Raw genomic sequence first — 26,960 nt, 5'->3', positions numbered from 1 at the left:
TAAGATGCTGCGATCAATTACGCAACCGCGATGAACGGTGCTTACTCGCTGATGCGCTCGACGATGGCGCCGCAGCGGGTCAGCTTCTCCTCGAGCCGCTCGAAACCGCGATCGAGGTGATAGACGCGCGAGACCGTGGTTTCGCCCTCGGCGGCAAGGCCGGCGATAACAAGCGAAACGGAGGCGCGCAGATCGGTCGCCATGACGGGGGCGCCGCGCAGGCGCTGGACACCTTCGATCTTCGCCGTCTGGCCGGAGAGCGTGATCCTGGCGCCGAGGCGGGCAAGCTCCTGCACATGCATGAAGCGGTTTTCGAAGATGGTCTCGGTAACATGCGAGATGCCCGAAGAGCGGGTCATCAGCGCCATGAACTGCGCCTGCAGATCGGTGGGGAAGCCCGGGAAGGGATCGGTGACGATATCGACCGGCTTGATGCCGGCGCCGTTGCGCCTGACGCGCATGCCGTTGTTGGTCGACGAAATCTCGGCGCCGGCGCGGCGCAGCGTTTCCAGTGCGGTGTCGAGCAGCGCCACATCGGTATTTTCGAGCACGACGTCGCCGCCGGCCATGGCGACCGCCATGGCATAGGTGCCGGTCTCGATACGATCCGGCAGGACGCGGTGGCGGGCGCCGGAGAGCGAGGTGACGCCTTCGATGGTGATGGTCGCAGTGCCGGCGCCGGAGATCTTGGCGCCCATGGCGTTCAGGCAGTTGGCAAGGTCGACGACCTCAGGCTCGCGGGCGGCATTGCCGATGACAGTCGTGCCGCGGGCAAGCGTTGCCGCCATCATCAGCACATGGGTGGCGCCGACCGAGACTTTCGGGAAGGTGTAGCGCGCGCCGATCAGGCCGCCGGCCGGCGCCTTGGCGTTGATGTAACCGGCGTCAATCTCCATGGTGGCGCCGAGCGCCGTCAGGCCCTCGATGAAGAGATCGACGGGACGCGTGCCGATGGCGCAGCCGCCCGGCAGCGACACGCGGCAATGGCCTTCGCGCGCCAAGAGCGGGCCGATGACCCAGAAGGAGGCGCGCATCTTCGAGACCAGCTCATAGGAAGCGGTGGTATCGACAATGGTGCGGCAGGTGAAATGGATCGTGCGGGCGTATGAATCTTCCTGGCGCTCACGGCGGCCGTTGACGGCGACGTCGACGCCGTGATTGCCGAGGATGCGCATCAGCAGTTCGACATCGGCCAGATGCGGCACGTTTTCCAGCGTCAGCGTATCGCTGGTCAGAAGCGAGGCAATCATCAGCGGCAGTGCGGCATTCTTGGCGCCGGAAATCGGGATGATGCCATTCAGCTCATTACCGCCGACAATTCTGATACGATCCATGTGCGCTTACTTCCTGAAAGTTCTGCCTTGAAAGAGGAGTGAGGTGTTTAGGGGATTTATCAAAACGCTTCAATTGGCGAGGGACGGAACATTACGATTCGTCCATTTTTGCGGCGGGCAGGCCATTTGTTTCGTCAGCCTGGCCGGAACGGCGGGCGCGAACCTGCTGTTTGCGTCTTGAAAGATTTTCTCTGAGCTTGTCGGCGGCACGCTCGCGGCGCAGCTTCGCCTGTGCCTCGATCGCCTCTTTGCGGCTCTGCTGGCCGGTTTCGGTCTTGTCGTTCATGTCACAGGATTAGCCGAATTCGCGCCGATCCAAAAGGCCCTTGCATGCCAATCCACGCGAAGTTGGAATTTGCTGCTTGCGCTTGCCGTCAAGCTGTGGCAATAGCCGCCCCGTTCCCGCAATTGAGCCGCCCGGCTCGCACGGGTCCTGGTCCTGCTGCCGTAGCTCAGTGGTAGAGCACACCCTTGGTAAGGGTGAGGTCGGTGGTTCAATCCCACTCGGCAGCACCAGTTTTCCCAGGCAATGGATATCATTCGTCTGCGCCCGACCAGCCTCAGCGACAAGTGGGAAGCAGGACGCTGCCATTAGCGCAATCGGGAATTTCCGTTACTTCGAGATAATAGGATATGAACGGGGAAAACTGCCAGAGTTCAAACAGTTCTCCGGTTAGCACCAATTCTTCATCTGGAATCGGTGCGTGAGGTCCTAATGGAGTTCCATCGAACACGCCTTCGACATACCAATGGTCAAACCTCTCCGCCAAGATGTAGGCGCCGAGATCGATTACCGAGCTTTGACCGTACCGGCTCAGGGTCGCCCGCAAATATTCCCGCTGCAGTCTTGGGATGGCGTCTATGGATATACGCGCTAAGACGTCTTCCGCTGTGAGCCCTGCGCCGTGAGCGAGAGGCGGCATTGCCAACGTCCCGCAGAGTAAAGCAGTCTGGATCAATTTTCGACCTAAACCCATGTCGAGCCCTCAACTTTCCCGGCATGGTAGCGGCGTCGGCGGGCCGGCGCCATACAACTTATTTGCGATGGATAAAATTCCTCTTGGCCTGCGTGCGTGCGCAAGCTGACATTTCGCCTCATCGGCAACCAACGATTCACCATTGTTGACCGCAAAAATCACGCTAGAATGCCTTTGATGGCGGCGTCTCCATGGAGGAATACGGAAGCGCTGCGACTTTGTTTCTGTCGGCAATCGTGGAGGAGCATCGATGGCAACTGAAAAATGGACCAGCCCGGTGACGGTCGGTTTCGAAGGTGCTAACGCGCGAACGGTCAACGGGCCGTTCGATGCGTTGAAGTGCCTGGCGGATTTCTGGCCGAATGCGCGCGGGCTGCGTTACATCAAGGCCCGCAGCACCTGCCGAGCAGCGCTCGATGGGCGCAAGAGCGTGGAAGAGGCGAGAGCCGAGTTTCTGGCCGCCGCCGAAGAGGCGAAGCTGAAGCTGCATTAGCGCGCCGCGTGTCCGCCAGGACGCGCAAACACGCTCTATGATTTTGAACTGGCCTTTCGGTCAGGATTTCCGGCGTACCGGCGGGTAAACGGAGCGCGCCGGAATGGGACATTGCTTTAATTTCTTTAACCCTGGATCGAAGCTGTGCCGGATTTTGGCGCAACGGGCGTTGCGCCTGATGCAGCCGTATTCATAAAAGACGCCCAGCCATCATGATGATGGTCAGAGGCTCGTCACCTCTGCGGTAACGCAGGCGAGCCTCGTTTGAGCAGGACTATTTTCAGCAAGCGCCGCCGCCCTCACTCTCCACCTCGACATAACCGACGCCGATGATCGTGCCGTCGCCCGCGCGGATGAAGGTGGGGAGGTAATGGGGCTCCGCCGGTTCGCAGGCGGTCGTCCCGGTGTATTCGTTGAGGGCGATCTGGTCCTTCGGCAACGCGGAATAATTCGCGCCGGTTTCGAGCGCGGCGTAGGCGGAGCCGGCAAAGACAGCGCAAACCGATATCAAGGTCGTGGAGAGGCGAAGAAGCAACCGCATGATGGTCTCCAGCGTTTCGATCCGGCGTTTCAACACGCGGGAGGGCAGTTGGTTCCCTCAGGCCCGCAACAGGCGACTGCGCACATAAGCTCGACCGACGATGCTCTCGGCGATCCCGACGGCACGCTCGACATCGCCGCACCGATGCACGAAACCCTCGAGAATGACATAGGGGCCTGAGGTGGTGACGATGATCTCCCCGGCGTCGAGATCGCCGGCCGCGTGCAGGGCGCTCTCGACCGAGATGCGGGTCGCCGCGCCGCCGTGACCCTCCCCGCCGGAATCCTCATGCTCCGCGAATGCCGGAAACCCAAACACCTTAAACCTCTCCCGCGACTGGTCGATCCGCGTTAACGCGGCAGCGAGGCATTTCGTTGCGGGCTGAGCCGGCAGCCCTTGGCGAAAGACGCCGCGATTTCCATATCTGATGCAGTCGAAAGAGGGATGACGATGATGAAATCGTTTCTGCCCGCCCGATTTTCCGGGGCATTGTTTGCCGGGGTTTTGCTCGCCGGCTGCTCTTCGGCCGACAGCCCGGCGCTGGACCCCATTCCCGGCAGCATCACCTATGGCGGCCAGCCGCGGACGAAGCTCACCAAATCGCCGATCGGCAGCGCCGTCCATCACCAATTCTACAACGGGACGGGCCAACGGGTGGAGGAAACCTATATTCTTCAGCCGGACCGCAGCCTCAAACTGGTGCGGCGCGTGGTCGGCCCGGATTTCCCCGATTGAGGTTGTCGCGCCGCTTGACAGAGGCGGCAATCGCGAACATTCAAGGAACATCTAATCTTCCCCAGTGATTCTGCGGGAGCCCGACCGGACGGCTGGATGTACCTCGAAAAGCTCAATCCCCAGCAGCGCATGGCCGTCGAGCACGGCACGCTCACCGATGGCAGCCATATTGCCGGGCCGCTGCTGGTCATTGCCGGCGCCGGTTCCGGCAAGACCAATACGCTGGCGCATCGGGTCGCCCATCTGATCGTCAAGGGCGCCGATCCCCGCCGTATCCTGCTGATGACCTTCTCGCGCCGGGCAGCCGCCGAGATGGCGCGCCGCGTCGAGCGCATCTGCCGCGATGTGCTGGGTGCGAATGCCGGTGTGATGGCCGATGCGCTTCACTGGTCGGGCACCTTCCACGGCATCGGCGCGCGGCTGTTGCGCGATTATGCCCAGCAGATCGGCCTCGACGCCGATTTCACCATTCACGACCGCGAAGACAGCGCCGACCTGATGAACCTCATCCGGCACGATCTCGGTTTCTCCAAAACGGAAAGCCGGTTTCCGGCCAAAGGCACCTGCCTTGCCATCTATAGCAGGGCGGTGAATTCGGAAACGGCGCTCGATGAGGTGCTGCGCGACGCCTTTCCCTGGTGCGCGACCTGGGAGAAACAGCTGCGCGAGCTTTTCGCCTGTTATGTCGAGGCCAAGCAGGCGCAGAACGTGCTCGATTACGACGACCTGCTGCTCTACTGGGCGCAGATGGTCGGCGAGAGCGTGATTGCCGAGGATATCGGCAGCCGCTTCGACCATGTGCTGGTCGACGAATATCAGGACACCAACCGGCTGCAGGCCTCGATCCTGATGGCGCTGAAACCGCAAGGCCAGGGGCTGACCGTCGTCGGCGACGATGCGCAGTCGATTTATTCCTTCCGCGCGGCGACTGTGCGCAATATCCTCGATTTTCCCGCCGCCTTCAGCCCGGCCGCCAATATCGTCACGCTCGACCGCAACTACCGCTCGACGCAGCCGATCCTGACGGCCGCCAACGCCGTCATCGATCTCGCCTCGGAGCGTTTCACCAAGAACCTGTGGACCGAGCGGCAATCGGCGGAGCGGCCGCGCCTCGTTTCGGTGCGCGACGAGGCCGAGCAGGCGCGTTACGTCGCCGACAAGGTGCTCGACAATCGCGAAGAAGGCCTGAAACTCAAGCAGCAGGCCGTGCTGTTCCGCGCCTCGCATCACAGCGGGCCGCTGGAGGTCGAGCTGACCCGGCGCAATATTCCCTTCGTCAAATTCGGCGGCTTGAAGTTTCTCGACAGCGCCCATGTCAAGGACATGCTGGCTGCGCTGCGTTTCGCCCAGAACCCGCGCGACCGGGTGGCGGGCTTCCGGCTGATGCAGATTCTGCCGGGCGTCGGGCCGTCGACGGCCCAGAAGGCGCTCGACCTGATGGCCGAGGATGCGAGCCCGATAACGGCTCTGGCCGCCATGCCGGCGCCGCCACGCTCCGGCGAGGACTGGACTGATTTCGTTGCCATGCTGCAGGAGATGAAATCCGGCAAGGCCGGCTGGCCGGCGGAAATCGAGCTGGCGCGGCAATGGTATGCGCCGCATCTGGAGCGGCTGCATGAGGACGCCGCCACCCGGCAGGCCGATCTCCTGCAGCTCGAACAGATCGCCGGCGGTTATGCCTCGCGCGAGCGTTTTCTCACCGAACTCACCCTCGATCCGCCGGATGCGACCAGCGACCAGGCGGGTGTGCCGCTGCTCGATGAGGATTATCTCATCCTTTCGACAATCCATTCCGCCAAGGGCCAGGAATGGACGAGGGTCTTCATGCTGAATGTCGTCGACGGCTGCATTCCGAGCGATCTCGCCGTCGGCGCCACCGCCGAAATCGAGGAGGAACGCCGGCTGCTCTATGTGGCGATGACGCGGGCGAGAGACGGTCTCGATCTGGTGGTGCCGCAACGCTTCTTCACCTATGGGCAGAATTCGCAGGGCGACCGGCACGTCTATGCCTCACGCAGCCGCTTCATCCCGGCGACGCTGCTGCAGTTCTTCGAAGCCTGCAGCTGGCCGCAGGTGAAATCGGACGCCGCCGCTCAAGCGCAGGCGCGGCAGGTGCGCATCGATGTCGGCGCCCGCATGCGCGGCATGTGGCGATAACGAGATAGATCTCAGAGTGAAAGCGGCGGCTCGGCCGGTTTCAGGAAGCGCTCGACGATTGCCGTCTCGACGGCCTCGACTGAGGCCGGCGACCATTTCGGATTGCGGTCCTTGTCGATGACGGCGGCGCGGATGCCTTCGAAGAAATCCGGATTATCCAGCATCTGCAGGCAGGCGCCGAGTTCGCGGCCGAGGCATTCGGCAAGCGAGGCGCTGCGGCGGCCGGCCCGGAGCAGCCGCAAAGCAAGCTTCAGGCTGGTCGGCGAACGGGTCGACAGCACCCGGCGTGTCTCGGCGGCGAAGTCGCCCTCCTCGCCTGCCAGCGCTGCCAGGATTTCCTCGACCGTGTCGAAACGAAAGGCGCGATCGATCAAGGCCGCATTCTGCCTGAGCCGGCTTTCTGCCGGAAGCTCGGAAAGGCCCTGCAACAGGGTATCGACGTCATCAGACGAACTGCCGCGTGGCAGGCCCGACAGAGCATCGATCACCGCGCCGAGCCGCGACGAAGCGATCTGACGGTCGGCAAGCCCGGCATGGATCGCGTCGGCCGCGCCGATATCCAGCCCCGTCAGGCCGAGCCATGTTCCGGTCTCGCCCGGCGCCTGCGGCAGCAGCCAGGTGGCGCCGATATCCGGGACGTAGCCGATGCCGGTTTCCGGCATGGCGAGGCGCGTGCGCTCGGTGACGATGCGGTGGCGGCCGTGTGACGACAGGCCGACGCCGCCGCCCATGGTGATGCCATCCATCAGCGCGACATAGGGTTTGGGGTAGGATGCGATCTGATGGTTGAGGCGGAATTCTTCGCGCCAGAAGGTTGCCGCCAGGCCATCGCCGGTACGCGCGCTCTCATGCAGGGCGCGGATGTCGCCGCCGGCGCAGAAGCCGCGTTCGCCCTCCCCCGATATGACGACGCTCGCCACCTCGGGATCACCGGCAAAGGCATGCAGCGCCTCGGCGATCGCGCGGATCATCGGCAGCGTCAGGCTGTTCAGCGCACGCGGCCGGTTGAGCCGGATGATGCCGGCAGTGCCCTGCCGTTCAATGATGACTTCGCCGTCCTGCATGCTTCGCCTCCGCTGCTGGAGCCTTGCTGATCCGATTGGAGCATTCTGCTCAGGAAAGGCTCGTGACCATGAATAGACGACGATGCAGCGTCGCTCCAGTCGATTTACAGCAGGCAAGATCGATCGCTTAGGCCGATAGCGAATTGCGGGCGACGGCTTCGGCTTCGCAGCGGGCGGCGTAATCGATGGCAAGCTCCAGCGGCAGCGGCCGCGAGAAATGGTAGCCCTGCGCCAGGCGAACGCCGATCGCCTTCAATCCCTCGGCGACCCCTTCGCTTTCGACGCCTTCGGCAACGGAGGCAATGCCGAGATTCTGGCAGAGACTGGCGACCGAGCGGGTAATGTTCATGCAACGGGCGTCGCGATCGAAATTCATCACGAAGGCCTTGTCGATCTTCAGCTTGTCGAAGCCGAGGCGATGGATATGGCTGAGGCTGGAATAGCCGGTGCCGAAATCGTCGAGCGCGATCGAGATGCCGGCAGCGCGCAGCATCGAGATGACCTGGTCGGCGGTGTCGAAATCGGAGAGCAGCGCCGTCTCGGTGATCTCGAATTCGATGCGCCTGGGATCAATGCCGGAACGGGTGATCATGGCAAGCAGCGCCATCGAGGTCTCGTGGTCGCAGATATCGCGGGCCGAAAGATTGAAGGAGAGCTTGAGATGGCGGGGAATGATCGCCAGCGCTTCGAGCGCCTTGGCGAAAAGGATGCGCGTCATGCGGCCGATCACGGCGGTGCGTTCGGCAGCCGGGATGAAGGCTGCCGGGCTGATGCGGCCGAAGCGGGCGCTGTCCCAGCGGGCGAGCGCCTCGTAACCGACGACGCGGCCGCTCTTCAATTCGACGATCGGCTGATATTCGAGTTTCAATTCCCGGGCGAAATCGCCTGCCTGGAGCTCGAGTTCGATCAGATAGCGCTGCGTCAGGATCTTCTCATGCTCGCCTGAGAAGAATTCGACGCCGCTGCTGCGCTTGCTCTTGACCTGGTAGAGGGCGAAATCGGCTTTTTCGTAGAGATCTTCGGCGGTGTATTGGCCGGCGTCGGGATAGACGATGCCGCAGGAACCGAAAACGCGAACCGAGCCATCGGGGATTTCGAAAGGATCGCGGACGGCGGCGCAGAGCGCCTGGCCGAGATCGGCGATTGCCTGGCGTGTCATCGAACAGGGGAAGATGATGCCGAATTCATCGCCGCCGAGACGGGAGACGATGCCCTCTTCTCCGAGCAGCGCGCTGAAACGGCGGGCGGTCTCCTTGAGCACGAGATCGCCGGCGGCATGGCCGAAGACATCGTTGACGGGCTTGAAGCCATCGAGATCGAGAATGCCGATGACGGGTGGCCGAGACGGGTGCTTCTGCAGCCGCTGTTCCAGCGAGAGAAAGAAACTGCGGCGGTTGGCAAGGCCGGTCAGCTGGTCGTGCAGGGCGTTGCGGCTGTTGACGAGGTTCAGCTCTTCGGCTTCCGCCCGCTTCTGCTTCAACTCCTCGGTCATTCGCACGAGGCCGACGAAGTTCTGGAAATAGCTGTCGATCACCCGGAGAAAGGGCAGGATCAGGAAAAGACCGCTGACGGCGGTCGCCACGAAAACCGGATTGCCCGAGAACATGAAGGTCACGACCATGGCCGAGAAGGTGATAACAGTGGTCAGCACCGCCGCCAGCGGCAGATGCATCAGGCAGAAGATGCAGGAAATCCCGGTGACGACCAGGAAATAGGCGATCTGGCCCTGCTGGTATGCATCGCCATATCGGTAGAGCGCGATCGCCCAGCCGCCGAAGGCAACGCACAGGATGCAGGCGCCCGCTATGGTGACCTTCATCAGCCGGTAGGCCCGCTCGGCGGTGATGTCCTTGCCCCTGGTCTCCCACCAGCAGAGCCGGAAAATACAGACGATGCTCAAGCCGACCGGAATATAACAGGAGAGCCAGAGGGGAGCGGATTGGAGATGGGTGATCGCCACCGCAAGGGCATTGATGATCAAGAGAACATAGAGAATGGGGATCTGCGACGACAGGGCCTGGAACTGCGCCGTCAGAAAAGTCGGATTGTCTTTTTGCAGCCTCAACGAGGCTAGAAAGTTCCTCATCTTCTCTTGTTTCCGTTGGCCGGGGCCAGAGATGCTCGATTTTTCCCTATTCACGTCATGTCATGCAGGTCCAGCAGGCACGGGGATGGTCAACGGGCCGATGCGCGCTCTCGCCGGAAGCGCTTCAGAAGGAAGCGGCTGCGAGTGCCCGGTGGATGCTGTGCAGATCGTCGACGTTTCTGTTCGCCAGGAACAGCTCCCAATCGAGCGAGCTCTGGACGATGGTTTCCAGAGAATCGTGCCGGGGCTTCCAGCCGAGCACCTGCCTTGCGAGCGAAGCGTCGGCGACGACACTTGCCGAATCGCCGGCGCGGCGCGGCGCCATGTGGATCTTGAAGGAATGGCCGTGCAGGCGCGTGACCATGTTCAGCACGTCGAGCACGGAATAACCGCTGCCATAACCGCAATTGGCGACGAGCGAACCCTTGTCCCTGCGCAGGTGCTGCAGCGCTTTCAGATGGGCCTCGACAAGGTCGGTGACATGGATGTAGTCGCGCACGCCGGTGCCGTCATGGGTGGGATAATCGATACCATAGACGCTGACGCTGTCGCGCCGGCCGAGCGCCGCCTCGCAGGCAACCTTGATCAGGTGGGTGGCGCCGGAGGTCGACTGGCCGGCACGGTGGTCGGGATCGGCGCCGGCGACGTTGAAGTAGCGAAGCGCGACATAGTTGAAATCATAGGCGGCGGCGGCATCGCGCAGCATGAATTCGGTCATCAGCTTCGACTGGCCGTAAGGATTTTCCGGATTGAGGACGGCCGTCTCCTTCACCGGCAGGTCGCTCTTCTGCTGACCGTAGACGGCCGCCGTCGAGGAGAAGACGAAGTTGCGGATGCCGGCCTTGATCGAGGAGCTCAGCAGCGCGCGGGTCTTGCCGGAGTTGTTGTCATAATAGGAGAGCGGATCGGCGACCGAGACCGGGACGACGGCGGAGCCGGCAAAGTGGATGATCGCCTCGATGTCGTTTTCGATGAAGATCTTCTTCAATATGTCGGGATCGGCGACGTCGCCGAGATAGAAACGCGCCGCCGGCGCCACGGCCCAGCGAAAACCGGTGGAGAGGCAGTCGAGCACAACCACATCCTCGCCCGCATCGAGCAGCGCCCAAACCATGTGACTGCCGATATATCCGGCGCCGCCCGTCACCAAAACCGCCATGTCCCGCATCCCTGCTTTTGTTTTATAGCAGGGGCATCAGGCCCGGTTTTTCTTTCCAATTTTGTTATCGAACGGCCGTTCTGCCGCCTTTGAACCGGTATGTTTGGACTTGTGGTTAGAGGCCGATTTCGGGCTTTGCTCAACTTTTATCGATCCGGCGATTCCGGCACAAAATGACCCGCCGGACCGCTGCTCAGAGCTTGAGGATATAGTCGCAAAGACGCTCGGCCGCGATCGCCACCTGGGCGGGGTCACGCAGGAAACAGGCGCGCAGGAAGAGCTCGCCACCGGCGCCGAACGCGGTTCCGGGAGCAAGGCCGACGCCGGTCTTGTCGACGATATCGATGGCGGCGCGGCGGCTGTCGGTGACGCCGTCGATCTTCAGGAACGCGTATAGCGCGCCGTCCGGCTTCAGGGTCTCGACGCGGTTGGTGGCGACAAGCGCATCGCAGAGAATATCGCGGGAGCGGGCCGCCTTGGCGATGTTGGCGCGCACGAAATCGTCGCCCTGATCGAGTGCTGCGACGGCGCCCTTCTGCATGAACTGGGCAACGCCCGATGTCGAATATTGCACGAGGTTTTCGAGCACCTGGCCCATCTCGGGCGGCGCGACGATCCAGCCGACGCGCCAGCCGGTCATCGACCAGTTCTTCGAGAAGGAATTGACGAAGATGATCTTGTCGTCGGGCTCCATCACATCGAGGAAGGAGGGCGCCCGGCCGCCGGGAAAATAATAGAGGGCGTAGATTTCATCCGCCATGATCCAGAGGTCATGCTTGCGGGCCAGCGCCAGGAGATCGGCCAGATCCTTCCTGGTTGCCGTCCAGCCGGTCGGGTTCGATGGCGTGTTGATGAAGAGGCCCCGGGTCTTCGGCGTGATGGCGGCTTCGATGCGGTCAAGATCGATGGCCCATTTGCCGCCCTCGAACTGCAGCTCGACACCGACGGAACGCGCGCCCGCGATCTCCAGGGCTGCGGCGATATTCGGCCAGGCGGGGGTCAGATAGACGAATTCGTCACCCGGCGAGGTCAGCGTCTGCACTGATATCTGGATCGCCTGCATGCCGGAGCCGGTGACATAAAAATGCTCGACCGGGAGCCGGACACCGAAATGTCTGCTGTAATAATCCGAAAGCGCCCGGCGAAGCTCGGGAATGCCGCGCTGCCAGGTGTAGAAGGTCTCGCCTGAAGCAAGCGCATCCATCGCCGCCCGGCTGATGAAATCGGGCGTCGGCAGATCGCCTTCACCGACCCAGAGCGGCAACAGGCCTTCGCGGCCGCGGGCATAATTGACGACTTCGACGATCCCGCTTTCGGGCGCCGCCATGGCGCGCGGGCTGAGGCTTTTCACGATCGACATGCATATCTCCGGTTTCCGCCTTCATAGAAGATTTGTGCCGGCAAATCCCATGATATCGAGTGATGGCATATCGATTTTGGTGATGGATGGCCGGGGTGGGCCGGCGGGGTGAAGCACCCCAATGCGGCGCAGATCAGTCCGCCGTGAGCGAGTTTGACTGGAAAGCCACCCCCCCTCCGTCGTCCTCGGGCTCGACCCGAGGACCCATGCGGTGGCTGCTGATGGACGCGGCGTGGATGCTCGGGTCAAGCCCGAGCATGACGGAGGGTGGGGCGGAGCCGTTGTGGAGCCCACCACGACGTGCCTCAGTCCGCCGCTTGAAGCCGCAGCCTCCGGGACCCGATCAGGCCGTCGGGCGTGTGGCCAGAAGATCGCGGATTTCCGTCAGCAGCTGAACATCTGCCGGCGGCGGGGGCAGTTCCTCCGGTGCGGCCTTTTCCTTGCGCTCGACCTGGGCACGCAGGATGTTCACGCCCTTGACCATCAGGAAGATGATCCAGGCAAGGATCAGGAAGTTGATGAGCACCGTGAGGAAGCTGCCATAGGCAAACACCGCTCCCTGGGCGCGGGCGGCAGCCAGCGTCGGCGCGTTGACGGCCGAGGAGAGCGGGAGGAAGTAATTGGAAAAATCGAAACCGCCGAAAATGGCGCCGACAATCGGCATGATCAGGTCATCGACCAGAGATTTGACGATGCCGCCGAAGGCGCCGCCGATGATGACGCCGACGGCAAGATCCATGACATTGCCGCGGGCGATAAAGGCCTTGAACTCATTGAGCATCGGATCCGTCTCCCTCTGATGCAGTTCAACGATATGCAATTGTTTTTATTAGCACCATCTTCACCGCAATTAATCAATCGGCAATCGCAATTATTTCGCCATACTCCGGTGGGTTCTTTGACTTAAGGCCTAGACGGCCGGGAATTTTCAAAGCCCCTGAAATAACTTAAGCTGATCCTGTTGCGGGAGGTCCCGGCGGGTTTTCCGCCGGCGGAGGGTCAATGCTTCCAGGCTGGGTCATATTCGCGTCTGCCTTCGGCTATCTGCTTCTGCTTTTCGCCGTGGCAAGCTATGGCGACCGCAAGAACCGTGGCCAGGGCACGCTCGATCGCGGCCCGGGCGCGCTGGAAGGCGGATGGCCGGTCGTCTATGCGCTGAGCCTGGCGATCTACTGCACCTCCTGGACCTATTTCGGCAGCGTCGGGCTTGCGGCGCAGCGCGGGTTGGAATTTGCCGGCATCTATATCGGCCCGATCCTGGTCTTCACGCTCGGCATGCCGCTGCTTCGCCGCATCATCGAGCTCGCCAAGGCGGAGAAGCTCACCTCGGTCGCCGATTTCGTCGCCGCGCGCTACGGCAAGAACCCGACGGTCGCGACGATCGTCGCGCTGATCTCGCTGATCGGCACCATTCCCTATATCGCGCTGCAGCTGAAAGCGATCTCCAGCACCGTCAGCGCCATGGTCAATCCTTCCGATTACGGCATCGGCAGCGGCAATCTCTATTTCCTCGACCTGCCGCTTCTCGCCACGCTGGTGCTTGCCTGCTTCGCCATCATGTTCGGCACCCGGCATACGGATGCGACGGAACACCAGGACGGTCTGATCCTCGCCGTCTCGATGGAATCCGTCGTCAAGCTCGTCGCCTTCCTGACGGCCGGCGTCTGCGTCATCTGGTTTCTCTTCGACGGGCCGGCCGACCTCTGGCAGAAGACCGTCGACAATGCGCTAGTCATGTCGGCGCTCAACTACCATACGCCGATCAGCCGCTGGATCACGCTGATCGCCCTGTCGGCCTTCGCGATCATTCTGCTGCCGCGGCAATTCCACGTGACGGTCGTCGAAAACCGGACGCCGAAACAGCTGAAACTGGCGGGCTTCCTGTTTCCCACCTATCTCATCGCGATCAATCTCTTCGTGCTGCCGGTGGCGATCGGCGGGCTGCTGACCTTTGGCGGCAGCGGCAATGCCGATTTCTACATGCTGTCGCTGCCGCTTGCCGGCCAGATGCCTCTGGTGTCGCTGATCACCTTCATCGGCGGCTTCTCCGCCGCCACCGCGATGGTCATCGTCGATTCCGTGGCGCTGTCGATCATGGTGTCGAACGACATCATCATGCCGATCTTCCTCAGGCGCAAACTCGCCGGCCGCGCCAGCCAGCGCGACAATTTCGCCAAGACGCTGCTCAATATCCGCCGCAGCGCCATCTTCGCCGTGCTGCTGTTCGGCTATGCCTATTACCGCTCGACCGACAGCACCGCCGGCCTTGCCTCGATCGGCCTGCTTTCCTTTGCCGCGATCGCGCAAATCGCCCCCGCCCTGATCTGCGGGCTGATCTGGCGGCGGGCGAATGCGCGCGGCGCGATCCTCGGGCTCACCTCCGGCTTCGTCATCTGGATCTATCTGCTGTTCCTGCCCTCGCTCGGCGGTCCCGATTATTCGCATGTGGCAAGCGCCGTGCTCGGCTTCATCTTTCCCGGGACGACGCTGTTTACCGCGCCCGATGCCGATCCGCTGGTCAATGCGACGGTCATGAGCCTGCTCGTCAACACCGCCTTCTTCATCGTCGGCTCGCTCACCCGCAATGCCAGGCCGCTGGAACGCATCCAGGCCGGCATCTTCGTCAAACGGCATTCGCGCTCGCAATTTGCCACGCGCGGCTGGAAGACCCGCATCAGCGTCGGCGATCTCAAGGCGGCGATCTCACGTTATCTCGGCGAAGAGCGCATGCAGCGGTCGTTCACCACCTACGAGCAAAGCTCGGGGCGCAAGCTGGAGGACGAACAGCCGGCCGACATGGCGCTGATCCATTTCAGCGAACAACTGCTCGGCAGCGCCATCGGCTCATCCTCGGCCCGGCTGGTGCTGTCCCTGATCCTGCAGAAGATCGAGGATGCCTCTTCCGACACCGCCTGGCTGCTCGACCAGGCGAGCGAGGCGCTGCAATATAACCAGGACATGCTGCAGACGGCGCTATCGCAGATGGATCAGGGCATCGCCGTCTTCGACAGCTCCAACCGGCTGACGATCTGGAACCGCCGTTTCCGGCAATTGCTGGATCTGCCGGAAAGTGCCGGCCAAGTCGGTTTCCCCCTGTCCGAGATCGTCACCACGCTCAGCCAGCGCGGCGATATCGCGCCCGGCGATCTCAGCCAGACGGTGCGGCATTTCCTGACGCTCGACAAACCGTTTTCGCTGGTGCTCGGCGGCGGCGAGCGGATCATCGAGGTGCGCTCCAACGCCATGCCGGACAAGGGCATTGTCGCCACCTTCACCGATATCACCCAACGCGTCAGCGCCGACCAGGCGCTGAAACAGGCAAACGAGACGCTGGAGCAACGCGTCGCCGAACGCACGGCCGAGCTGACCCGCGTCAACCGCGAACTCGGCGAGGCGCGTGCGGCCGCCGACGAGGCGAATATCGGCAAGACGCGCTTTTTCGCCGCCGCCGGCCACGACATCCTGCAGCCGCTGAATGCCGCCAGGCTCTATTCCTCGGCATTGGTCGAGCGCATGGCGCAATCCGATAACAGCCCGATCGTGCGCAACATCGATTCCGCCCTGGAATCGGTCGAAACCATTCTCGGCGCGGTGCTCGATATCTCCAGGCTCGATACCGGCGCCATGCGGCCGCGGCTTGCCTCCGTCGCACTCTCCGATCTGCTCGAACGGATCGAAACCGATTTTGCGCCGATCGCCCGCGAAAAACAGCTGAAGCTGGTGGTCATGCCGACATCGCTCAGAGTCCGCTCCGACCCCAACCTTCTGCGCCGGCTGGTGCAGAACCTGGTTTCCAACGCGATCAAATACACGATCACCGGCAAGGTTCTGGTGGGTGCGCGGCGGCGCGGCAACCAGGTGATCATCCAGGTGATCGATTCCGGCATCGGCATTCCACCGTCAAAATTCCGCACGGTGTTCAAGGAATTCGCCCGGCTTGACGAAGGCGCCAAAACCGCCTCCGGCCTCGGGCTCGGCCTCTCGATCGTCGACCGCATCGCCCGCGTGCTCAACCATCCGGTCGAGCTCAACTCGACGCATGGCAAGGGCACTGAATTTCGCATCGCCATGCCGCTCGACGTCTCGCGCCCGGCCGAGGCCGCGCCGGCCGCCGCCCCCACCGAACGGGCGGGGCAGCCGCTCAAGGGGCTGAAGATCCTCTGCATCGACAACGAGCCGAAGATCCTCGAAGGCATGCGGCTGCTGCTCAGCGGCTGGGGTTGCGAGGTCACGGCACTGGATTGCCTCGCCGACGTGATATCGAGCGATGGCAGTGACGGGCCGCCGGATCTCGCCATCGCCGACTATCATCTCGACGACGGAACCGGCATTGCCGCGATCCTGCATCTGCGCCGGCAGTTCGGCGCCGATATCCCTGCCCTGATGATCACCGCCGACCGCACGCCGGAGGTGCGCAGCGAGGCCGAGCGTCACGATATCGCCGTTCAGCACAAACCGGTGCGGCCGGCGGCGCTGCGCGCCTATATCACCCAGATATCCGGCCTCAAACGCGCGGCTGCGGAATAACCAGGTTCAGTTCGCCGCGCTCATGACGCGCGAAACGAGATCGCGCACCCGCGCCGTATCCGGCACGTCACCGAACAGGATGCGGTACATGATCGGCGCCACGACCCGATCCATGACGTCGTCGACATCCGGGAAGCTGTCGCCGCGGACCTTTGCCCGCTCGGCGATGACGACGATCTGCTGGCGGGTATATTCGCAGCATTTGCAGGCATTGGCGCCCGCCTGCGCCGCCAACACGTCGCGGATCATCTCGCGGCCCGGGCCGGAAGACATTTCCTCGGCATATTGCTCGGCCCAGGCTTGAAGATCGGCCTTGCCGCTGCCGGCATCGACCGGCTGCATATCCGGCCGCAGCCGCTCGACGGCGACATCGGCAAGAAGCGCCTGCAGGTCGCCCCAGCGACGATAGATGGTCGACGGCGTTACACCCGCCCTGGCAGCGATCAGCGGGATCGTCACCTCGGCGCGGCTCATCTCAGCCAACAGCTCGCGCACCGCCTTGTGCACCGATGCCTGAACCCTGGCGCTTCTGCCGCCCGGGCGGAGATTCTCTTTCACTGCCATGCCTGCAACCCGATCCCCCGATCCGAGAGTTCAAAATCTTTGACAGCATCATAAACGCAAATAATTTGCTTTTATGATGCGCCTACATTACATGGAGCTAACGCAACGACTTAGCTTTAAGGGGCTTATATATGCTCGCCGCCGCCAAATCCACAGAGAATGCGCCGCGCCCCTCGATCGGCTTTCATGCGCTGACGCTCGCCACCTTCTTCGGCGCTTCCGCGGCGCCGACGCCGCTCTACCGGATCTATCAGGAGAATTTCGCGCTCTCGCCGGTGCTGATCACGGTGGTCTTCGCCGTCTACGCCTTCGCGCTGCTGGCAGCACTGCTGACGGCTGGTTCCATCTCCGATCATCTCGGCCGCAAGCCGGTGATCTTTTTCGCCCTGGTGCTCGAAATCGTCGCCATGGCGCTCTTCGTCGCCGCCAGCGGCCCCGGCTGGCTGATCGCGGCGCGGATCGTCCAGGGTATTGCAACGGGGATCGCCGGCGCTTCGCTCGGCGCCGCGCTCGTCGATGTCGACCGGGCCAAGGGGCAGATCGTCAATTCGATCGCCCCGCTTTGCGGCATGGCAGTCGGCGCGGTCGGCACCAGCGCCCTGATCCAATATGCCCCTTTCCCGATGCATCTGATCTATGCGCTGTTGCTCACCGCCTTCGCAGTGCAGGCGGCCGGCATCTGGCTGACGGGCGAGACCGGCGGCAGGCGGCCGGGCGCGCTCGGCTCGCTGATGCCGCGCGTCACCGTTCCGCCGCAGGTGAAGCGGCCGCTGTCGCTGGTGACGCCGATCAACATCGCCAACTGGACGCTCGCCGGTTTCTATCTCTCGCTGGTTCCATCCCTGGTCGCCGGAACGACCGGCAGCGGGGCGCCGCTGACCGGCGGAGCCGTGGTGACCGCGCTGATGGCAAGCGGGGCGATCACCGTCTATCTCAGGCGCGCCAAGAGCGCATCGGCCAATCTCGGTTTCGGCGTGTCGGCCAAGACGCTCGGCATCCTGACGGTCGTTGCCGGCGTGCATCTTGCCAATGTGCCGATGCTCATCATCGGCACCGTCTTCACCGGCGCCGGTTTCGGCACCAATTTCCTCGGCTCGATCGGCACCATCATGCCGCTCGCCAAACCGGACGAGCGGGCCGGTCTGCTTGCGGCCTTCTACGTCCAGAGCTATCTCGCCTTCAGCCTGCCGGCGATCCTTGCCGGGTTTCTGGCGAAATCGGCCGGTTATGCGCTGACGACGGATATCTATGCGACTGTAATTCTGCTGTTGATGGGCGCCGGGCTGATCGCCATTCGGGCCGGCCGCCGGAAGGCGGCGGCCTGAGCTATAGTGGGGACCTGTCTCCGTTCCGCTGAACAGACCGGATCAAAAATCTTCCCAGCCGTCGCCGGCCGGGGCTGCTGCCGTTGAGCCGCCGCCAAGGGCGACAGACAGCGTCTTCTTCAACGCACGAGCCGGAGAGGGAACCGGGACGGCCGCGTGCGACGATACGATTTTCGGAGCCGCGATCGAACGCGAAGCATTCGATCGCGGCATCGCCGAAGTCATGCCCGCGCCCGTATCGAGCCGGAACTGGCCCAGGCGCCCGGAGAGCGCCGAGACCTCGGTCGCCAGCGTGTGGGCCGCCGCGTTCGACTCCTCGACCATGGCGGCATTCTTCTGCGTCGCCTGATCCATCTGATTGACGGCGGTGTTGATTTCCTGAAGGCCGGTCGACTGCTCGCGCGCCGACTGGACGATCGCGTGGACATTGCGGTCGATCTGCTGCACCTCCTCGACAATGCCTTGCAGGGCATCGCCGGTCTGACGGACCAGGGCAACACCCTGTTGGACCTGGCCGCCTGAAGAGCCGATCAGTGCCTTGATCTCCTTGGCCGCGCCGGCCGAGCGTTGCGCCAGTTCACGTACCTCCTGCGCGACGACGGCGAAGCCCTTGCCGGCTTCACCAGCGCGCGCTGCCTCGACGCCGGCATTCAGCGCCAGCAGGTTGGTCTGGAAGGCGATCTCGTCGATGACGCCGATGATGCTTGAGATCGACTGGGACGACTGTTCGATGTCGTGCATGGCTTCAACAGCGCGCTGCACGATCTGGCCGGAGCGTTCGGCATTTTCCTTCGTGCGAACCACCATCGATCCGGCTTCTTCGGCGCGTGCCGTGGAATCCTTGACGGATGTGGTGATCTGCTCCAGCGCTGCGGCGGTTTCCTCGACGGAGGCCGCCTGCTGTTCCGTGCGGCGCGCAAGATCGTCTGCGGCAGAACGGATTTCCTCGGTGCCGCTTTGTATGACCTGAGCGTTCTGCGAGAATGACACCAGCGCCGACCGCAATTTGACGACCGACTCGTTGAAATTGATACGGGTCTCGTCAAGCGTCGCTGCGAAAGGATGCTCCAGCGCGCTCGTCATGTCGCCTTCGGCAAGCTTCGCCAGGCCAAGCGCCAGTTCACCGACGGCGAATTTGACGTCCGCTTCCTGGGCCTGGTCGATCCGGGCGCGCTCGGTACGCTCCCTTTCCTGCAGCGCGCGGTTTTCTTCCGCTTCGGCCTCCAGACGCGCCCTGTCGCGATTGCTCTCCATCAGCGCCTTCAGCGAGCGCGAGAGATCGCCGATTTCGTCCTTGGCGTCGCCGTCCCTGAGGGGCACATCGAGTTTGCCTGCGGCAATCTCGGCAGTCTCGGCGATGACGCTGGAAATCCGGCCGACGAAGCGGCGGGCGATCAGCCACACGGCAAGGCCGAGCAGTACCGCCGCCAGGCTCGTCGCGACGATCGCATCCCGCACGACGGCATATAGCGGCCCGAACAGTGTTGCCTTCGGGACCGAAACGATCGCATACCAATTGGGGCTCTCGGCAAGCTTGACGGCGCTGGCAATCGCCAGCGAGACGCTGCCGTCCTCGTTGGTCACCTCATGCTCAACCCCGGGATTGGCAATCAGACGGTCCCAATCCGCTGTCTTCGCCCCCGTCTCGGAAAGGCTTTTGCCGATGAGGCCTGCATCCGGATGACTGACGATCTTGCCGGCGCTGGTCACGAGGCCGAGGAAGCCCGCTCCCATCGGTCGAACCGCTGACAGCGCCTTGTTTGTGTCCTGCAGCGAAAGGTCAAGACCGGCAACGCCGACCGCTTTGCCGTCGATGACAATCGGCTTGGTGACGGAGGTCATCAACACGTCTTTTCCATCGATCGCATAAGAATAGGGCTCGATGATAACGGTTTTGCGCTGCGTGAAGGGCAGCTGATAGTAGTCGCCCGCTCCAGCCACTGTGTAATCGGTCAACGCGGTATGGGTGATCTGGCCGCCGCTCCGCACCCAATAGGGCACATAGCGGCCTGTCGCGTCGTGTCCTTCCTTGCCGACATAATCCTTATCCTTGCCGTCGAAAGCATTCGGCTCCCATCCGGTCCATGTGCCAAGGACCGGCGGATTGGCCTGCAGCATGTTGAGCAGGACCTTGTCCGCCTTGGCGCGATCGGTGTCTCCAAGCTCCTTCATTGTCGTCAGCACGGTGTCAAGTCCGTCGACGATATGCACGGTGCCGCCGATATCCCTTTCAACCTTCAGCGCCTCGGCTGTCGCGATCTGGCGCATCTGTTCGATGCTGCTGCTGCGAATTTCGGTGTATGACCGATAGAATATGACGCCGGAAGCGACAATAACGGCGATGACGCCACAGGCGGCCACAGAAAAAAGATTGCGACTGGTCGTAGACTTGAAAAGCATGTTCCCGCTCGCCCCCGATGCTGGTACTGGCGCACGCCTTAAGTCAATTCGCCGACAGGTTTAAACAACCGTCATCCAGCAGATACTGAAGGCCTCCGAAGATCCATGCTTGCAAAATTTGATTAAAAGAAAGTTCTTATTCTCCACGAAACGGCACGGGACTATCCAGCTCCAGCTTAGCGGCCGACAATGCACCATCTCCCGGTATTCCAGGATAGATTATGCAATAGAGAGCCTGGCTTCACGGCTTCAGGTCAAGCAGCGCGCGGCCGCTGCCATCCATGGCGAAAGGCACCGAGGCGTGCTGGTGGGCGACCAGCCAGCGGCCATCCCGCTTGACGAGACCCAGCGTCTGGCGGAACCAGAGATCGACCTCGGTGCCATCGGTCTTGGTGCCGGTCATGCGGGTCAGGCCGCTCCAGAAGGCGACATCGCCGCCGACCGTCAATTTGGCATCGCGCACTTCACCGCCGATAGGTCCTTCCCAGGTATCGAACCAGGCCTGCAGGCCCGCCTCGTCCTTGCCATTGTAGACGAGCGGCGGCGCCAGCGAAAACTCGACGGAATCCTCGGCCTCGTAGGAAAGCGCATCCCCGGCGTTCTTTTCGCCCAGCGCCTTGGCCCGCATCATCAGCATGGCGATGACCGCTTCTTCCTCGACGTTGGCATAGTTTTCGTTGCTCATGCCCACTCTCCTCATCTGTTGCAGGCAGAGGACGCACGGGAGAACGACGATCCGACAAGGATGCTTCCGTTTGCGCAATTTTGCCGGAATTGCTTCAGAGATAACTCGTCACTTCAGGCTCGTTCCACCAGGCGTCGTGCCTGCCGTCGTAATAACGGACGGGCAAGGCTGCCAGTTCCTCAGGGCTGATATCATCGAGGCAGGCGATGTTGATCGAGACATAGGCGCCGCCGATCGCCTCGACATAGCCGTCACCATAGGCCGACACGCCGCAGGTGCGGCAGAAGCGATGATGGCCGCTCATCGTGTTGAACTGGTAGTCCGATGTCTCAGCCTCGTCGCACATCAGCCGGAAATCCTCCGGCTTGACGTTGGCGCCCCAGTAGCGCCGCTTGGCGCAGATCGAACAATTGCAGCGGCCGGTTCCCTCTTCGAGGTCGATGTCGACCTCGTAATGCACTTTGCCGCAATGGCAGCTTCCCTTGTAGGTCTTCTTCATGAGGTCCTCCTCCTTGGCCGTTGCACCGGCCACCAGTATATGACAATATGTTGTCATTATGGATGAGATACAAAATCGACAACATGTTGTCAAACAAAATCGACCGGAGCGGACGATGGAGGGGAATGCCTTTTCCGCTTTCGCGATCACAGCCCTTCGCCTCGCCGGCCATCTGACGGCGGCCGGCGACCAGCTGGCCAAGCCCGCGGGACAGACAAGTGCGCGCTGGCAGGTTCTGGCCGCAGCAAGGCGCGGCGACATGTCGGTGGCACAGATCGCCCGCGCCCTCGGCCTTGCCCGCCAGGGCGTGCAGCGGCTTGCCGATGTGCTGGAGGGTGAAGGGCTGATCGCCTATGCCGACAACCCGCAGCACCAGCGCGCCAAGCTGGTGCGGCTGACGGCGGAAGGCGCCGCGCGGCTGCGGGTTATCGAGATCGCGCAGGCCGGATGGGCGGATGGACTCGGCGCCGCCTTCACGTCGGCCGAACTCGATGCGGCACGGGCGGTGATGGCGCGGGTGATGGAGATGCTGGAAGGTGGTGAGGCGGCGGGCGGCTGAGCGGCTTACCTGTCTTACGAGGCTCGTTGTCACCAATGACGCATTCAGTTTGGCGGGCGCGAAAAATTCATTAAGGTCGTGCCGTGGCCGCGGCACAACTCAAAGGCCTATGTCGTTTCTACCTGCGAGCATAGCGACCAGCCGGAACGCAAAAAGGCCGGGCTAACCCGACCTTCCCTGCCATCTCGACGGACCGTGCCAGTACATCCGTGGTCACGATCCGGAGATGATATTCAAAGCCCCACGCGCCCAAGAGGACGCGCTGCTTTTGTCTTTAACGCAATTCCGGACGGAAAACCGCTTTGCACTTTTCCTGGAATTACCGGGCCTCAGGCCGCCTGGAGGCGGTCTGCCGACATCTTGCCGGACTTGTTGTCGCGGACGAGCTCGTAAGACAGCTTCTGGCCATCCTTGAGATCGCGCATGCCAGCGCGTTCAACGGCGGAGATGTGGACGAAAACGTCGGCTGCGCCGTCATCCGGCTGAATGAAGCCGTAGCCCTTGGTTGCGTTGAACCACTTTACGGTACCAGTGCTCATGACGATATCCCTTTCGAATCGTTCATAGAAGGTTGCAGCCCGGACAAAGGTACGAGCCGCGATGAAAACCGATTTTGGAGGAAGTTCGCCAGGAAAGACGCAAGCGCCGTTTCAAAGTTCATCTAGCAAGATCGATGCTTGAACGTTTAATCGGAAATTGTGTTCGTGACAAGGCGTCGGCAGGGAAAATTAGAATTCGTGCGGATTGAGGGAAATCAGAAGGCTCTTCAACGCCGTGCCTAGTCACCTCCTCTGCTCGGCAGGGCAGAGGTGACCACGGCACGACGGCAAAGGTAGTCCCGTTAAACCAAGATCGCGAAAACGGCCTAAAGCGCGTCGCGATCTTTCGGATTCGCTTGGCCACGCTTTAGGTCTTTGGTTTTCCGCATGTCTTCAGCGCAAAACCGCTGCACACTTTTGCGCGACATGCTTTAGGCCGCCTTCCCGACCTTCACATAGGGATCGAACCGCCCATAAAACGTCTCGCCCTTGGCGGCCATGTCCTTCAGCAGCGGCGTCGGCTCGAAATGCTTTCCGTAAGTTCCGGCTAACTTTTCAGCCAGTTCCACGAAAGCCTTTACTCCCATGCCGTCGATATAGGAGAGCGCTCCGCCGGTATAGGGCGCGAAGCCAAAGCCGAGGATCGAGCCGACGTCGGCTTCGCGCGGATCGGTGACGATGCTTTCCTCGACGGTGCGGGCGGCTTCAAGTGCGATGGTGACGAGGAAGCGTTGCTTGAGCACGGTGACGTCGACCTCGTCGGCCTTCTTCTGCGGGTAGAAGTTCTTGAGATCGGGCCAGAGGGACTTCTTTGCCGGCTTCGGCGGATAGTCGTAAAAGCCCTTGGAATTCTTGCGTCCGAAGCGGCCTTCCTTTTCGACCATGCGGGAGATCAACTCCATATGCCTGGGGTCGATAGCCTTCTCGCCGAGATCGGCGACCGTCGCCTTGAGGATCTTCAGCGACAGATCGATGGCGACCTCGTCGTTCAACGCCAGCGGTCCCACCGGCATGCCGGCCATCTTGGCGGCATTTTCGATCATCACCGGCGGCACGCCCTCGATCAGCATGTCATAGCTTTCCGACATGTAACGCAGCACGCAGCGATTGACGAAGAAGCCGCGAGTGTCGTTGACGACGATCGGCGTCTTCTTGATCGCCGCGACATAATCGAGAGCGACGGCCAGCGCCTTGTCGCCGGTTTCGCTTCCGAGGATGACCTCGGTCAGCATCATCTTTTCGACAGGCGAGAAGAAGTGGATGCCGATGAAATCGGCCGGGCGTTTGGAATTCTTCGCAAGACCCGAGATCGGCAGGGTCGAGGTATTGGAGGCAAAGATCGCGCCTTCCGGCAGCACGGCCTCGACCGCTTCGATGACCGCTTTCTTCACTTCGCGGTCCTCGAACACCGCCTCGATGACGAGATCGGCAGTGGCGAGGGCGGCGTAGTCCGCCGAAGGCGTGATGCGCGACAGCAATGCCGCCGCGTCATCCTGCGTTAGCCGTCCCTTACCGATAGCATCCTTGACCAACCCTTCGGAGACGGCCTTGCCCTTGGCGGCCGCGTCCATGTCACGGTCGATCAGCGTCACGGGAATGCCCGCGGCGGCGGTAACATAGGCGATCGAGGCGCCCATGAAGCCGGCGCCGACGACGCCGACATGCTTCAGCTCGGTCTTGGACTGGCCGGCCGGGCGGCGGGCGCCCTTGCCGAGTTCCTGCATCGAGATGAACAGCGAGCGGATCATCGAGAAGGCTTCGCGGGTCTGCAGCACCTCGGTGAAATAACGCTGCTCGATCTTCAGGCCGGTGTCGAACGGCACCTGCAGGCCTTCATAAACGCATTTCAGGATGGCGAGCGCGGCGGGATAATTGCCTGAAGTTTCGCGGCGCAGGATCGCGGGGGCGGCCGGCCAGAGCTGGGCGGAGGCCGGCGTCCAGATGCCACCGCCGGGCGCCTTGAAGCCCTTCTCGTCCCAGGGCGCGACCGGCTTCAGGCCATCCTTGATCATCTGCTTGGCGGCGGGGATCAGTTGATCCGGCTCGACCACCTGATGCACGAGGTTCATTGCCTTGGCGCGCGAGCCGGTCAGCGACTGGCCTGTGGTCATCATCTGCAACGCATCCTGGGCATTGGCGAGGCGCGGCACGCGCTGGGTGCCGCCGGCGCCCGGGAAGATGCCGACCTTGACCTCGGGCAGCGCGATCTTGACGCTCTTGGCATTGGAGGCGACGCGGCCATGGCAGGCGAGCGACAGTTCGAAAGCGCCGCCCATGCAGGTGCCGTTAATCGCCGACACCCAGGGCTTGCCCGAAGTTTCCAGCTTGCGGAACAGGCCGGACATGCGGCCGACCAGACCGAAGAGGGTCTGCACCGCCTTTTCCGGGCTCTTTGCCTTCTCCTCCTGATAGGAGCTGAACATCGACTTGATCATCGACAGATCGGCGCCGCCGGAGAAGGAGGATTTGCCTGATGTGAAGACGATGCCCTTGATCGCTGCGTCGGCAGTGGTCGCATCGATGATGGCGTCGAGTTCGGCCATCACCTCTGATGTGAAGACGTTCATCGACTTGCCGGGCATGTCCCAGGTGATAAGAGCGATGCCGTCGGCGTCGGTTTCGAGCGTGAAATTGGTGTAGGTGCTCATCTTGGGAATTCCTCTCCCTGAATTCTCTTGCGGATCAAACGCGTTCGATAACCGTCGCCGTGCCCATGCCGGCGCCGATGCAGAGCGTCACCAGCGCGGTGTTCAAGTCGCGGCGTTCGAGCTCGTCCAGCACCGTGCCGAGGATCATCGCGCCGGTGGCGCCGAGCGGATGGCCCATGGCGATGGCGCCGCCATTGACGTTGATCCTGTCGTGGCCGATGTCGAAGGCCTGCATGTAGCGCAGCACCACGGCAGCGAAGGCTTCGTTCAGCTCGAAGAGGTCGATGTCGGAGAGGCTCATGCCGGTGCGTTTCAGCAACTTCTCGGTGACGTCGACCGGGCCGGTCAGCATCAGAGCCGGATCGGAACCGATATTGGCGAAAGCCTTGATGCGGGCGCGCGGCTTCAGCCCCATGCTTTCACCGCCGGCCTTGGAGCCGAGCAGGACGACGCCGGCGCCGTCGACGATGCCGGAGGAATTGCCGGCATGATGGACATAGTTGATCCGCTCGATCTCCGGATGGGCCTGGATGCCGACGGCCTCGAAGCCGCCCATCTCGCCGGGCATCTGGAAGGAAGCATTGAGCGAGGCGAGCGCCTGCATGTCTGTGCCCGGACGCATATGCTCGTCCGTTGCCAGGATCGTCAGGCCGTTCTGGTCCTTGACCGGGACGACCGACTTGTCGAACCAGCCGTTTTCCCAGGCGTTGGCGGCGCGCTTCTGGCTCTCGACGGCATAGGCGTCCACATCGGTTCTGGAGAAACCGTATTTGGTGGCGATGAGATCGGCCGAGACGCCCTGCGGCATGAAATAGGCCGGAAAATTCACCGAAGGGTCCATGAACCAGGCGCCGCCCGACATGCCCAAGCCGACGCGGGACATGCTTTCCACCCCGCCTGCGATGACGATGTCGTCGGCGCCCTGGGCGATCTTGCCGGCGCCGAAATTGACGGCGTCGAGGCCGGAGGCGCAGAATCTGGAAATCTGCATGCCCGGCGCCCGGGTGGAGTAACCGGCTTCGAAGGCGGCGGCCTTCGGGATGACGGCGCCGGCATCCATGACCGGATCGACGCAGCCCATGATGATGTCGTCGACGGTTTTGGTGTCGAGCCCGTTGCGGTCGCGGATCGCTTCCAGCGTCTTCGCCGCCAGGCGGACGGAGGGCACCTCATGCAGGGCGCCGTCCTTCTTGCCGCGGCCGCGCGGCGTGCGGACGTGATCGTAAATGAAAACCTCGGTCATAGTCTCATCTCCCTGGCGGCAATCTATCTTGCCTCAAATCTTGGAGGGAGGGGAAAGACCCCTCC

23 protein-coding genes and 1 tRNA gene are annotated in these 26,960 nt (G+C 62.5%); 7 read left to right on the top strand and 17 right to left on the bottom strand.

What is annotated here, in order from left to right:
* Positions 1-41: 41 nt before the first annotated feature.
* The gene (murA, locus tag RHEC894_RS03070) at positions 42-1,334 is read right to left on the bottom strand and encodes a UDP-N-acetylglucosamine 1-carboxyvinyltransferase (RefSeq protein WP_085736085.1); all 1,293 of its coding nucleotides are present in this window, start codon (positions 1,332-1,334) and stop codon (positions 42-44) included.
* A gap of 91 nt (positions 1,335-1,425) precedes the next feature.
* A complete protein-coding gene (locus RHEC894_RS03065) occupies positions 1,426-1,620 on the bottom strand; it encodes a hypothetical protein (protein ID WP_010069185.1) in 195 nt (64 codons plus the stop codon).
* Between the two features lie 155 nt (positions 1,621-1,775).
* Between RHEC894_RS03065 and RHEC894_RS03060 the strand changes: the two genes are divergently transcribed.
* Positions 1,776-1,850, top strand: a tRNA-Thr gene (locus tag RHEC894_RS03060).
* Positions 1,851-1,894: 44 nt separating this feature from the next.
* Here RHEC894_RS03060 and RHEC894_RS03055 read toward each other — a convergent pair.
* Positions 1,895-2,311: a hypothetical protein gene (locus RHEC894_RS03055; protein WP_010069184.1), complete on the bottom strand. Its 417-nt coding sequence runs from the start codon at positions 2,309-2,311 to the stop codon at positions 1,895-1,897.
* A 250-nt stretch (positions 2,312-2,561) separates the two neighbouring features.
* Here RHEC894_RS03055 and RHEC894_RS03050 point away from each other — a divergent pair, with 250 nt between their 5' ends.
* Positions 2,562-2,804, top strand: coding sequence for a DUF982 domain-containing protein (locus RHEC894_RS03050; protein WP_085736084.1), 243 nt, complete (start codon positions 2,562-2,564; stop codon positions 2,802-2,804).
* Between the two features lie 280 nt (positions 2,805-3,084).
* On the opposite strand, the gene RHEC894_RS03045 is transcribed toward RHEC894_RS03050, so the two are convergent.
* Positions 3,085-3,345 (bottom strand): hypothetical protein, encoded by a 261-nt coding sequence (locus tag RHEC894_RS03045; protein ID WP_085738837.1) that lies wholly within the window; start codon positions 3,343-3,345, stop codon positions 3,085-3,087.
* 57 nt (positions 3,346-3,402) lie between these two features.
* A complete protein-coding gene (locus RHEC894_RS03040; protein WP_010069182.1) occupies positions 3,403-3,663 on the bottom strand; it encodes a hypothetical protein in 261 nt (86 codons plus the stop codon).
* A gap of 135 nt (positions 3,664-3,798) precedes the next feature.
* Here RHEC894_RS03040 and RHEC894_RS03035 point away from each other — a divergent pair, with 135 nt between their 5' ends.
* On the top strand, positions 3,799-4,080 hold the full coding sequence (locus RHEC894_RS03035) for a hypothetical protein (protein WP_085738836.1): 282 nt from the start codon (positions 3,799-3,801) through the stop codon (positions 4,078-4,080).
* Positions 4,081-4,176: 96 nt separating this feature from the next.
* A complete protein-coding gene (locus RHEC894_RS03030; RefSeq protein ID WP_085736082.1) occupies positions 4,177-6,237 on the top strand; it encodes an ATP-dependent helicase in 2,061 nt (686 codons plus the stop codon).
* 11 nt (positions 6,238-6,248) lie between these two features.
* Here the strand turns inward: RHEC894_RS03030 and RHEC894_RS03025 are convergent, their stop codons facing one another.
* The 5 genes from RHEC894_RS03025 to mscL all read right to left on the bottom strand — a co-directional run bounded on the left by RHEC894_RS03025 (position 6,249) and on the right by mscL (position 12,687).
* Entirely contained in the window at positions 6,249-7,301 is a 1,053-nt protein-coding gene (locus RHEC894_RS03025) for an enoyl-CoA hydratase/isomerase family protein (RefSeq protein WP_010068992.1), read from the bottom strand.
* A 127-nt stretch (positions 7,302-7,428) separates the two neighbouring features.
* A complete protein-coding gene (locus RHEC894_RS03020; protein WP_085736080.1) occupies positions 7,429-9,387 on the bottom strand; it encodes an EAL domain-containing protein in 1,959 nt (652 codons plus the stop codon).
* 124 nt (positions 9,388-9,511) lie between these two features.
* Complete coding sequence (gene galE / locus RHEC894_RS03015) at positions 9,512-10,546, bottom strand: UDP-glucose 4-epimerase GalE (protein WP_085736079.1); 1,035 nt, start codon at positions 10,544-10,546, stop codon at positions 9,512-9,514.
* 193 nt (positions 10,547-10,739) lie between these two features.
* Positions 10,740-11,906, bottom strand: coding sequence for a pyridoxal phosphate-dependent aminotransferase (locus RHEC894_RS03010; protein WP_085736077.1), 1,167 nt, complete (start codon positions 11,904-11,906; stop codon positions 10,740-10,742).
* 343 nt (positions 11,907-12,249) lie between these two features.
* The gene (gene mscL / locus RHEC894_RS03005; RefSeq protein WP_085738835.1) at positions 12,250-12,687 is read right to left on the bottom strand and encodes a large conductance mechanosensitive channel protein MscL; all 438 of its coding nucleotides are present in this window, start codon (positions 12,685-12,687) and stop codon (positions 12,250-12,252) included.
* Positions 12,688-12,908: 221 nt separating this feature from the next.
* Here mscL and RHEC894_RS03000 point away from each other — a divergent pair, with 221 nt between their 5' ends.
* Entirely contained in the window at positions 12,909-16,433 is a 3,525-nt protein-coding gene (locus RHEC894_RS03000) for a PAS domain-containing hybrid sensor histidine kinase/response regulator (RefSeq protein WP_085736076.1), read from the top strand.
* A gap of 6 nt (positions 16,434-16,439) precedes the next feature.
* On the opposite strand, the gene RHEC894_RS02995 is transcribed toward RHEC894_RS03000, so the two are convergent.
* Entirely contained in the window at positions 16,440-16,997 is a 558-nt protein-coding gene (locus RHEC894_RS02995; protein WP_085736074.1) for a TetR/AcrR family transcriptional regulator, read from the bottom strand.
* Positions 16,998-17,128: 131 nt separating this feature from the next.
* On the opposite strand from RHEC894_RS02995, the gene RHEC894_RS02990 reads away from it, so the two are divergent.
* Positions 17,129-18,322: an MFS transporter gene (locus tag RHEC894_RS02990; protein WP_085736071.1), complete on the top strand. Its 1,194-nt coding sequence runs from the start codon at positions 17,129-17,131 to the stop codon at positions 18,320-18,322.
* Positions 18,323-18,364: 42 nt separating this feature from the next.
* Here the strand turns inward: RHEC894_RS02990 and RHEC894_RS02985 are convergent, their stop codons facing one another.
* From RHEC894_RS02985 to RHEC894_RS02975, 3 genes are all read right to left on the bottom strand, one after another.
* Positions 18,365-20,722 carry a methyl-accepting chemotaxis protein gene (locus tag RHEC894_RS02985; protein WP_085736069.1) on the bottom strand — a complete coding sequence of 786 codons (2,358 nt, stop codon included), beginning with the start codon at positions 20,720-20,722 and terminating at the stop codon, positions 18,365-18,367.
* 241 nt (positions 20,723-20,963) lie between these two features.
* Complete coding sequence (locus tag RHEC894_RS02980) at positions 20,964-21,407, bottom strand: nuclear transport factor 2 family protein (RefSeq protein ID WP_085736068.1); 444 nt, start codon at positions 21,405-21,407, stop codon at positions 20,964-20,966.
* A 94-nt stretch (positions 21,408-21,501) separates the two neighbouring features.
* Positions 21,502-21,906, bottom strand: coding sequence for a GFA family protein (locus RHEC894_RS02975; protein WP_085736066.1), 405 nt, complete (start codon positions 21,904-21,906; stop codon positions 21,502-21,504).
* Between the two features lie 58 nt (positions 21,907-21,964).
* On the opposite strand from RHEC894_RS02975, the gene RHEC894_RS02970 reads away from it, so the two are divergent.
* A complete protein-coding gene (locus tag RHEC894_RS02970) occupies positions 21,965-22,465 on the top strand; it encodes a MarR family transcriptional regulator (protein ID WP_085736064.1) in 501 nt (166 codons plus the stop codon).
* A gap of 329 nt (positions 22,466-22,794) precedes the next feature.
* Here RHEC894_RS02970 and RHEC894_RS02965 read toward each other — a convergent pair whose 3' ends face one another.
* The 3 genes from RHEC894_RS02965 to RHEC894_RS02955 form a co-directional block, all read right to left on the bottom strand.
* Positions 22,795-23,004, bottom strand: a complete 210-nt coding sequence (locus tag RHEC894_RS02965) for a cold-shock protein (protein ID WP_010064266.1) — start codon at positions 23,002-23,004, stop codon at positions 22,795-22,797.
* A 431-nt stretch (positions 23,005-23,435) separates the two neighbouring features.
* Positions 23,436-25,652 (bottom strand): 3-hydroxyacyl-CoA dehydrogenase NAD-binding domain-containing protein, encoded by a 2,217-nt coding sequence (locus RHEC894_RS02960; RefSeq protein WP_085736062.1) that lies wholly within the window; start codon positions 25,650-25,652, stop codon positions 23,436-23,438.
* A gap of 34 nt (positions 25,653-25,686) precedes the next feature.
* Positions 25,687-26,895, bottom strand: a complete 1,209-nt coding sequence (locus RHEC894_RS02955; RefSeq protein ID WP_085736060.1) for an acetyl-CoA C-acetyltransferase — start codon at positions 26,893-26,895, stop codon at positions 25,687-25,689.
* Positions 26,896-26,960: the final 65 nt, after the last annotated feature.

The sequence above is a fragment of the Rhizobium sp. CIAT894 genome (genome assembly GCF_000172795.2).
Classification (GTDB): domain Bacteria; phylum Pseudomonadota; class Alphaproteobacteria; order Rhizobiales; family Rhizobiaceae; genus Rhizobium.
Note: the sequence above shows the minus strand (reverse complement) of the source record. Positions and strands in the feature narration are given on the sequence as shown.

Bases quoted from the DNA above. Each gene is read 5' to 3' on its own strand.
- murA (WP_085736085.1), bottom strand. From the start codon at position 1,334: ATGGATCGTATCAGAATTGTCGGCGGTAATGAGCTGAATGGCATCATC.
- RHEC894_RS03065 (WP_010069185.1), bottom strand. From the start codon at position 1,620: ATGAACGACAAGACCGAAACCGGCCAGCAGAGCCGCAAAGAGGCGATC.
- RHEC894_RS03055 (WP_010069184.1), bottom strand. From the start codon at position 2,311: ATGGGTTTAGGTCGAAAATTGATCCAGACTGCTTTACTCTGCGGGACG.
- RHEC894_RS03050 (WP_085736084.1), top strand. From the start codon at position 2,562: ATGGCAACTGAAAAATGGACCAGCCCGGTGACGGTCGGTTTCGAAGGT.
- RHEC894_RS03045 (WP_085738837.1), bottom strand. From the start codon at position 3,345: ATGCGGTTGCTTCTTCGCCTCTCCACGACCTTGATATCGGTTTGCGCT.
- RHEC894_RS03035 (WP_085738836.1), top strand. From the start codon at position 3,799: ATGAAATCGTTTCTGCCCGCCCGATTTTCCGGGGCATTGTTTGCCGGG.
- RHEC894_RS03030 (WP_085736082.1), top strand. From the start codon at position 4,177: ATGTACCTCGAAAAGCTCAATCCCCAGCAGCGCATGGCCGTCGAGCAC.
- RHEC894_RS03025 (WP_010068992.1), bottom strand. From the start codon at position 7,301: ATGCAGGACGGCGAAGTCATCATTGAACGGCAGGGCACTGCCGGCATC.
- RHEC894_RS03020 (WP_085736080.1), bottom strand. From the start codon at position 9,387: ATGAGGAACTTTCTAGCCTCGTTGAGGCTGCAAAAAGACAATCCGACT.
- galE (WP_085736079.1), bottom strand. From the start codon at position 10,546: ATGGCGGTTTTGGTGACGGGCGGCGCCGGATATATCGGCAGTCACATG.
- RHEC894_RS03010 (WP_085736077.1), bottom strand. From the start codon at position 11,906: ATGTCGATCGTGAAAAGCCTCAGCCCGCGCGCCATGGCGGCGCCCGAA.
- mscL (WP_085738835.1), bottom strand. From the start codon at position 12,687: ATGCTCAATGAGTTCAAGGCCTTTATCGCCCGCGGCAATGTCATGGAT.
- RHEC894_RS03000 (WP_085736076.1), top strand. From the start codon at position 12,909: ATGCTTCCAGGCTGGGTCATATTCGCGTCTGCCTTCGGCTATCTGCTT.
- RHEC894_RS02995 (WP_085736074.1), bottom strand. From the start codon at position 16,997: ATGGCAGTGAAAGAGAATCTCCGCCCGGGCGGCAGAAGCGCCAGGGTT.
- RHEC894_RS02990 (WP_085736071.1), top strand. From the start codon at position 17,129: ATGCTCGCCGCCGCCAAATCCACAGAGAATGCGCCGCGCCCCTCGATC.
- RHEC894_RS02985 (WP_085736069.1), bottom strand. From the start codon at position 20,722: ATGCTTTTCAAGTCTACGACCAGTCGCAATCTTTTTTCTGTGGCCGCC.
- RHEC894_RS02980 (WP_085736068.1), bottom strand. From the start codon at position 21,407: ATGAGCAACGAAAACTATGCCAACGTCGAGGAAGAAGCGGTCATCGCC.
- RHEC894_RS02975 (WP_085736066.1), bottom strand. From the start codon at position 21,906: ATGAAGAAGACCTACAAGGGAAGCTGCCATTGCGGCAAAGTGCATTAC.
- RHEC894_RS02970 (WP_085736064.1), top strand. From the start codon at position 21,965: ATGGATGAGATACAAAATCGACAACATGTTGTCAAACAAAATCGACCG.
- RHEC894_RS02965 (WP_010064266.1), bottom strand. From the start codon at position 23,004: ATGAGCACTGGTACCGTAAAGTGGTTCAACGCAACCAAGGGCTACGGC.
- RHEC894_RS02960 (WP_085736062.1), bottom strand. From the start codon at position 25,652: ATGAGCACCTACACCAATTTCACGCTCGAAACCGACGCCGACGGCATC.
- RHEC894_RS02955 (WP_085736060.1), bottom strand. From the start codon at position 26,895: ATGACCGAGGTTTTCATTTACGATCACGTCCGCACGCCGCGCGGCCGC.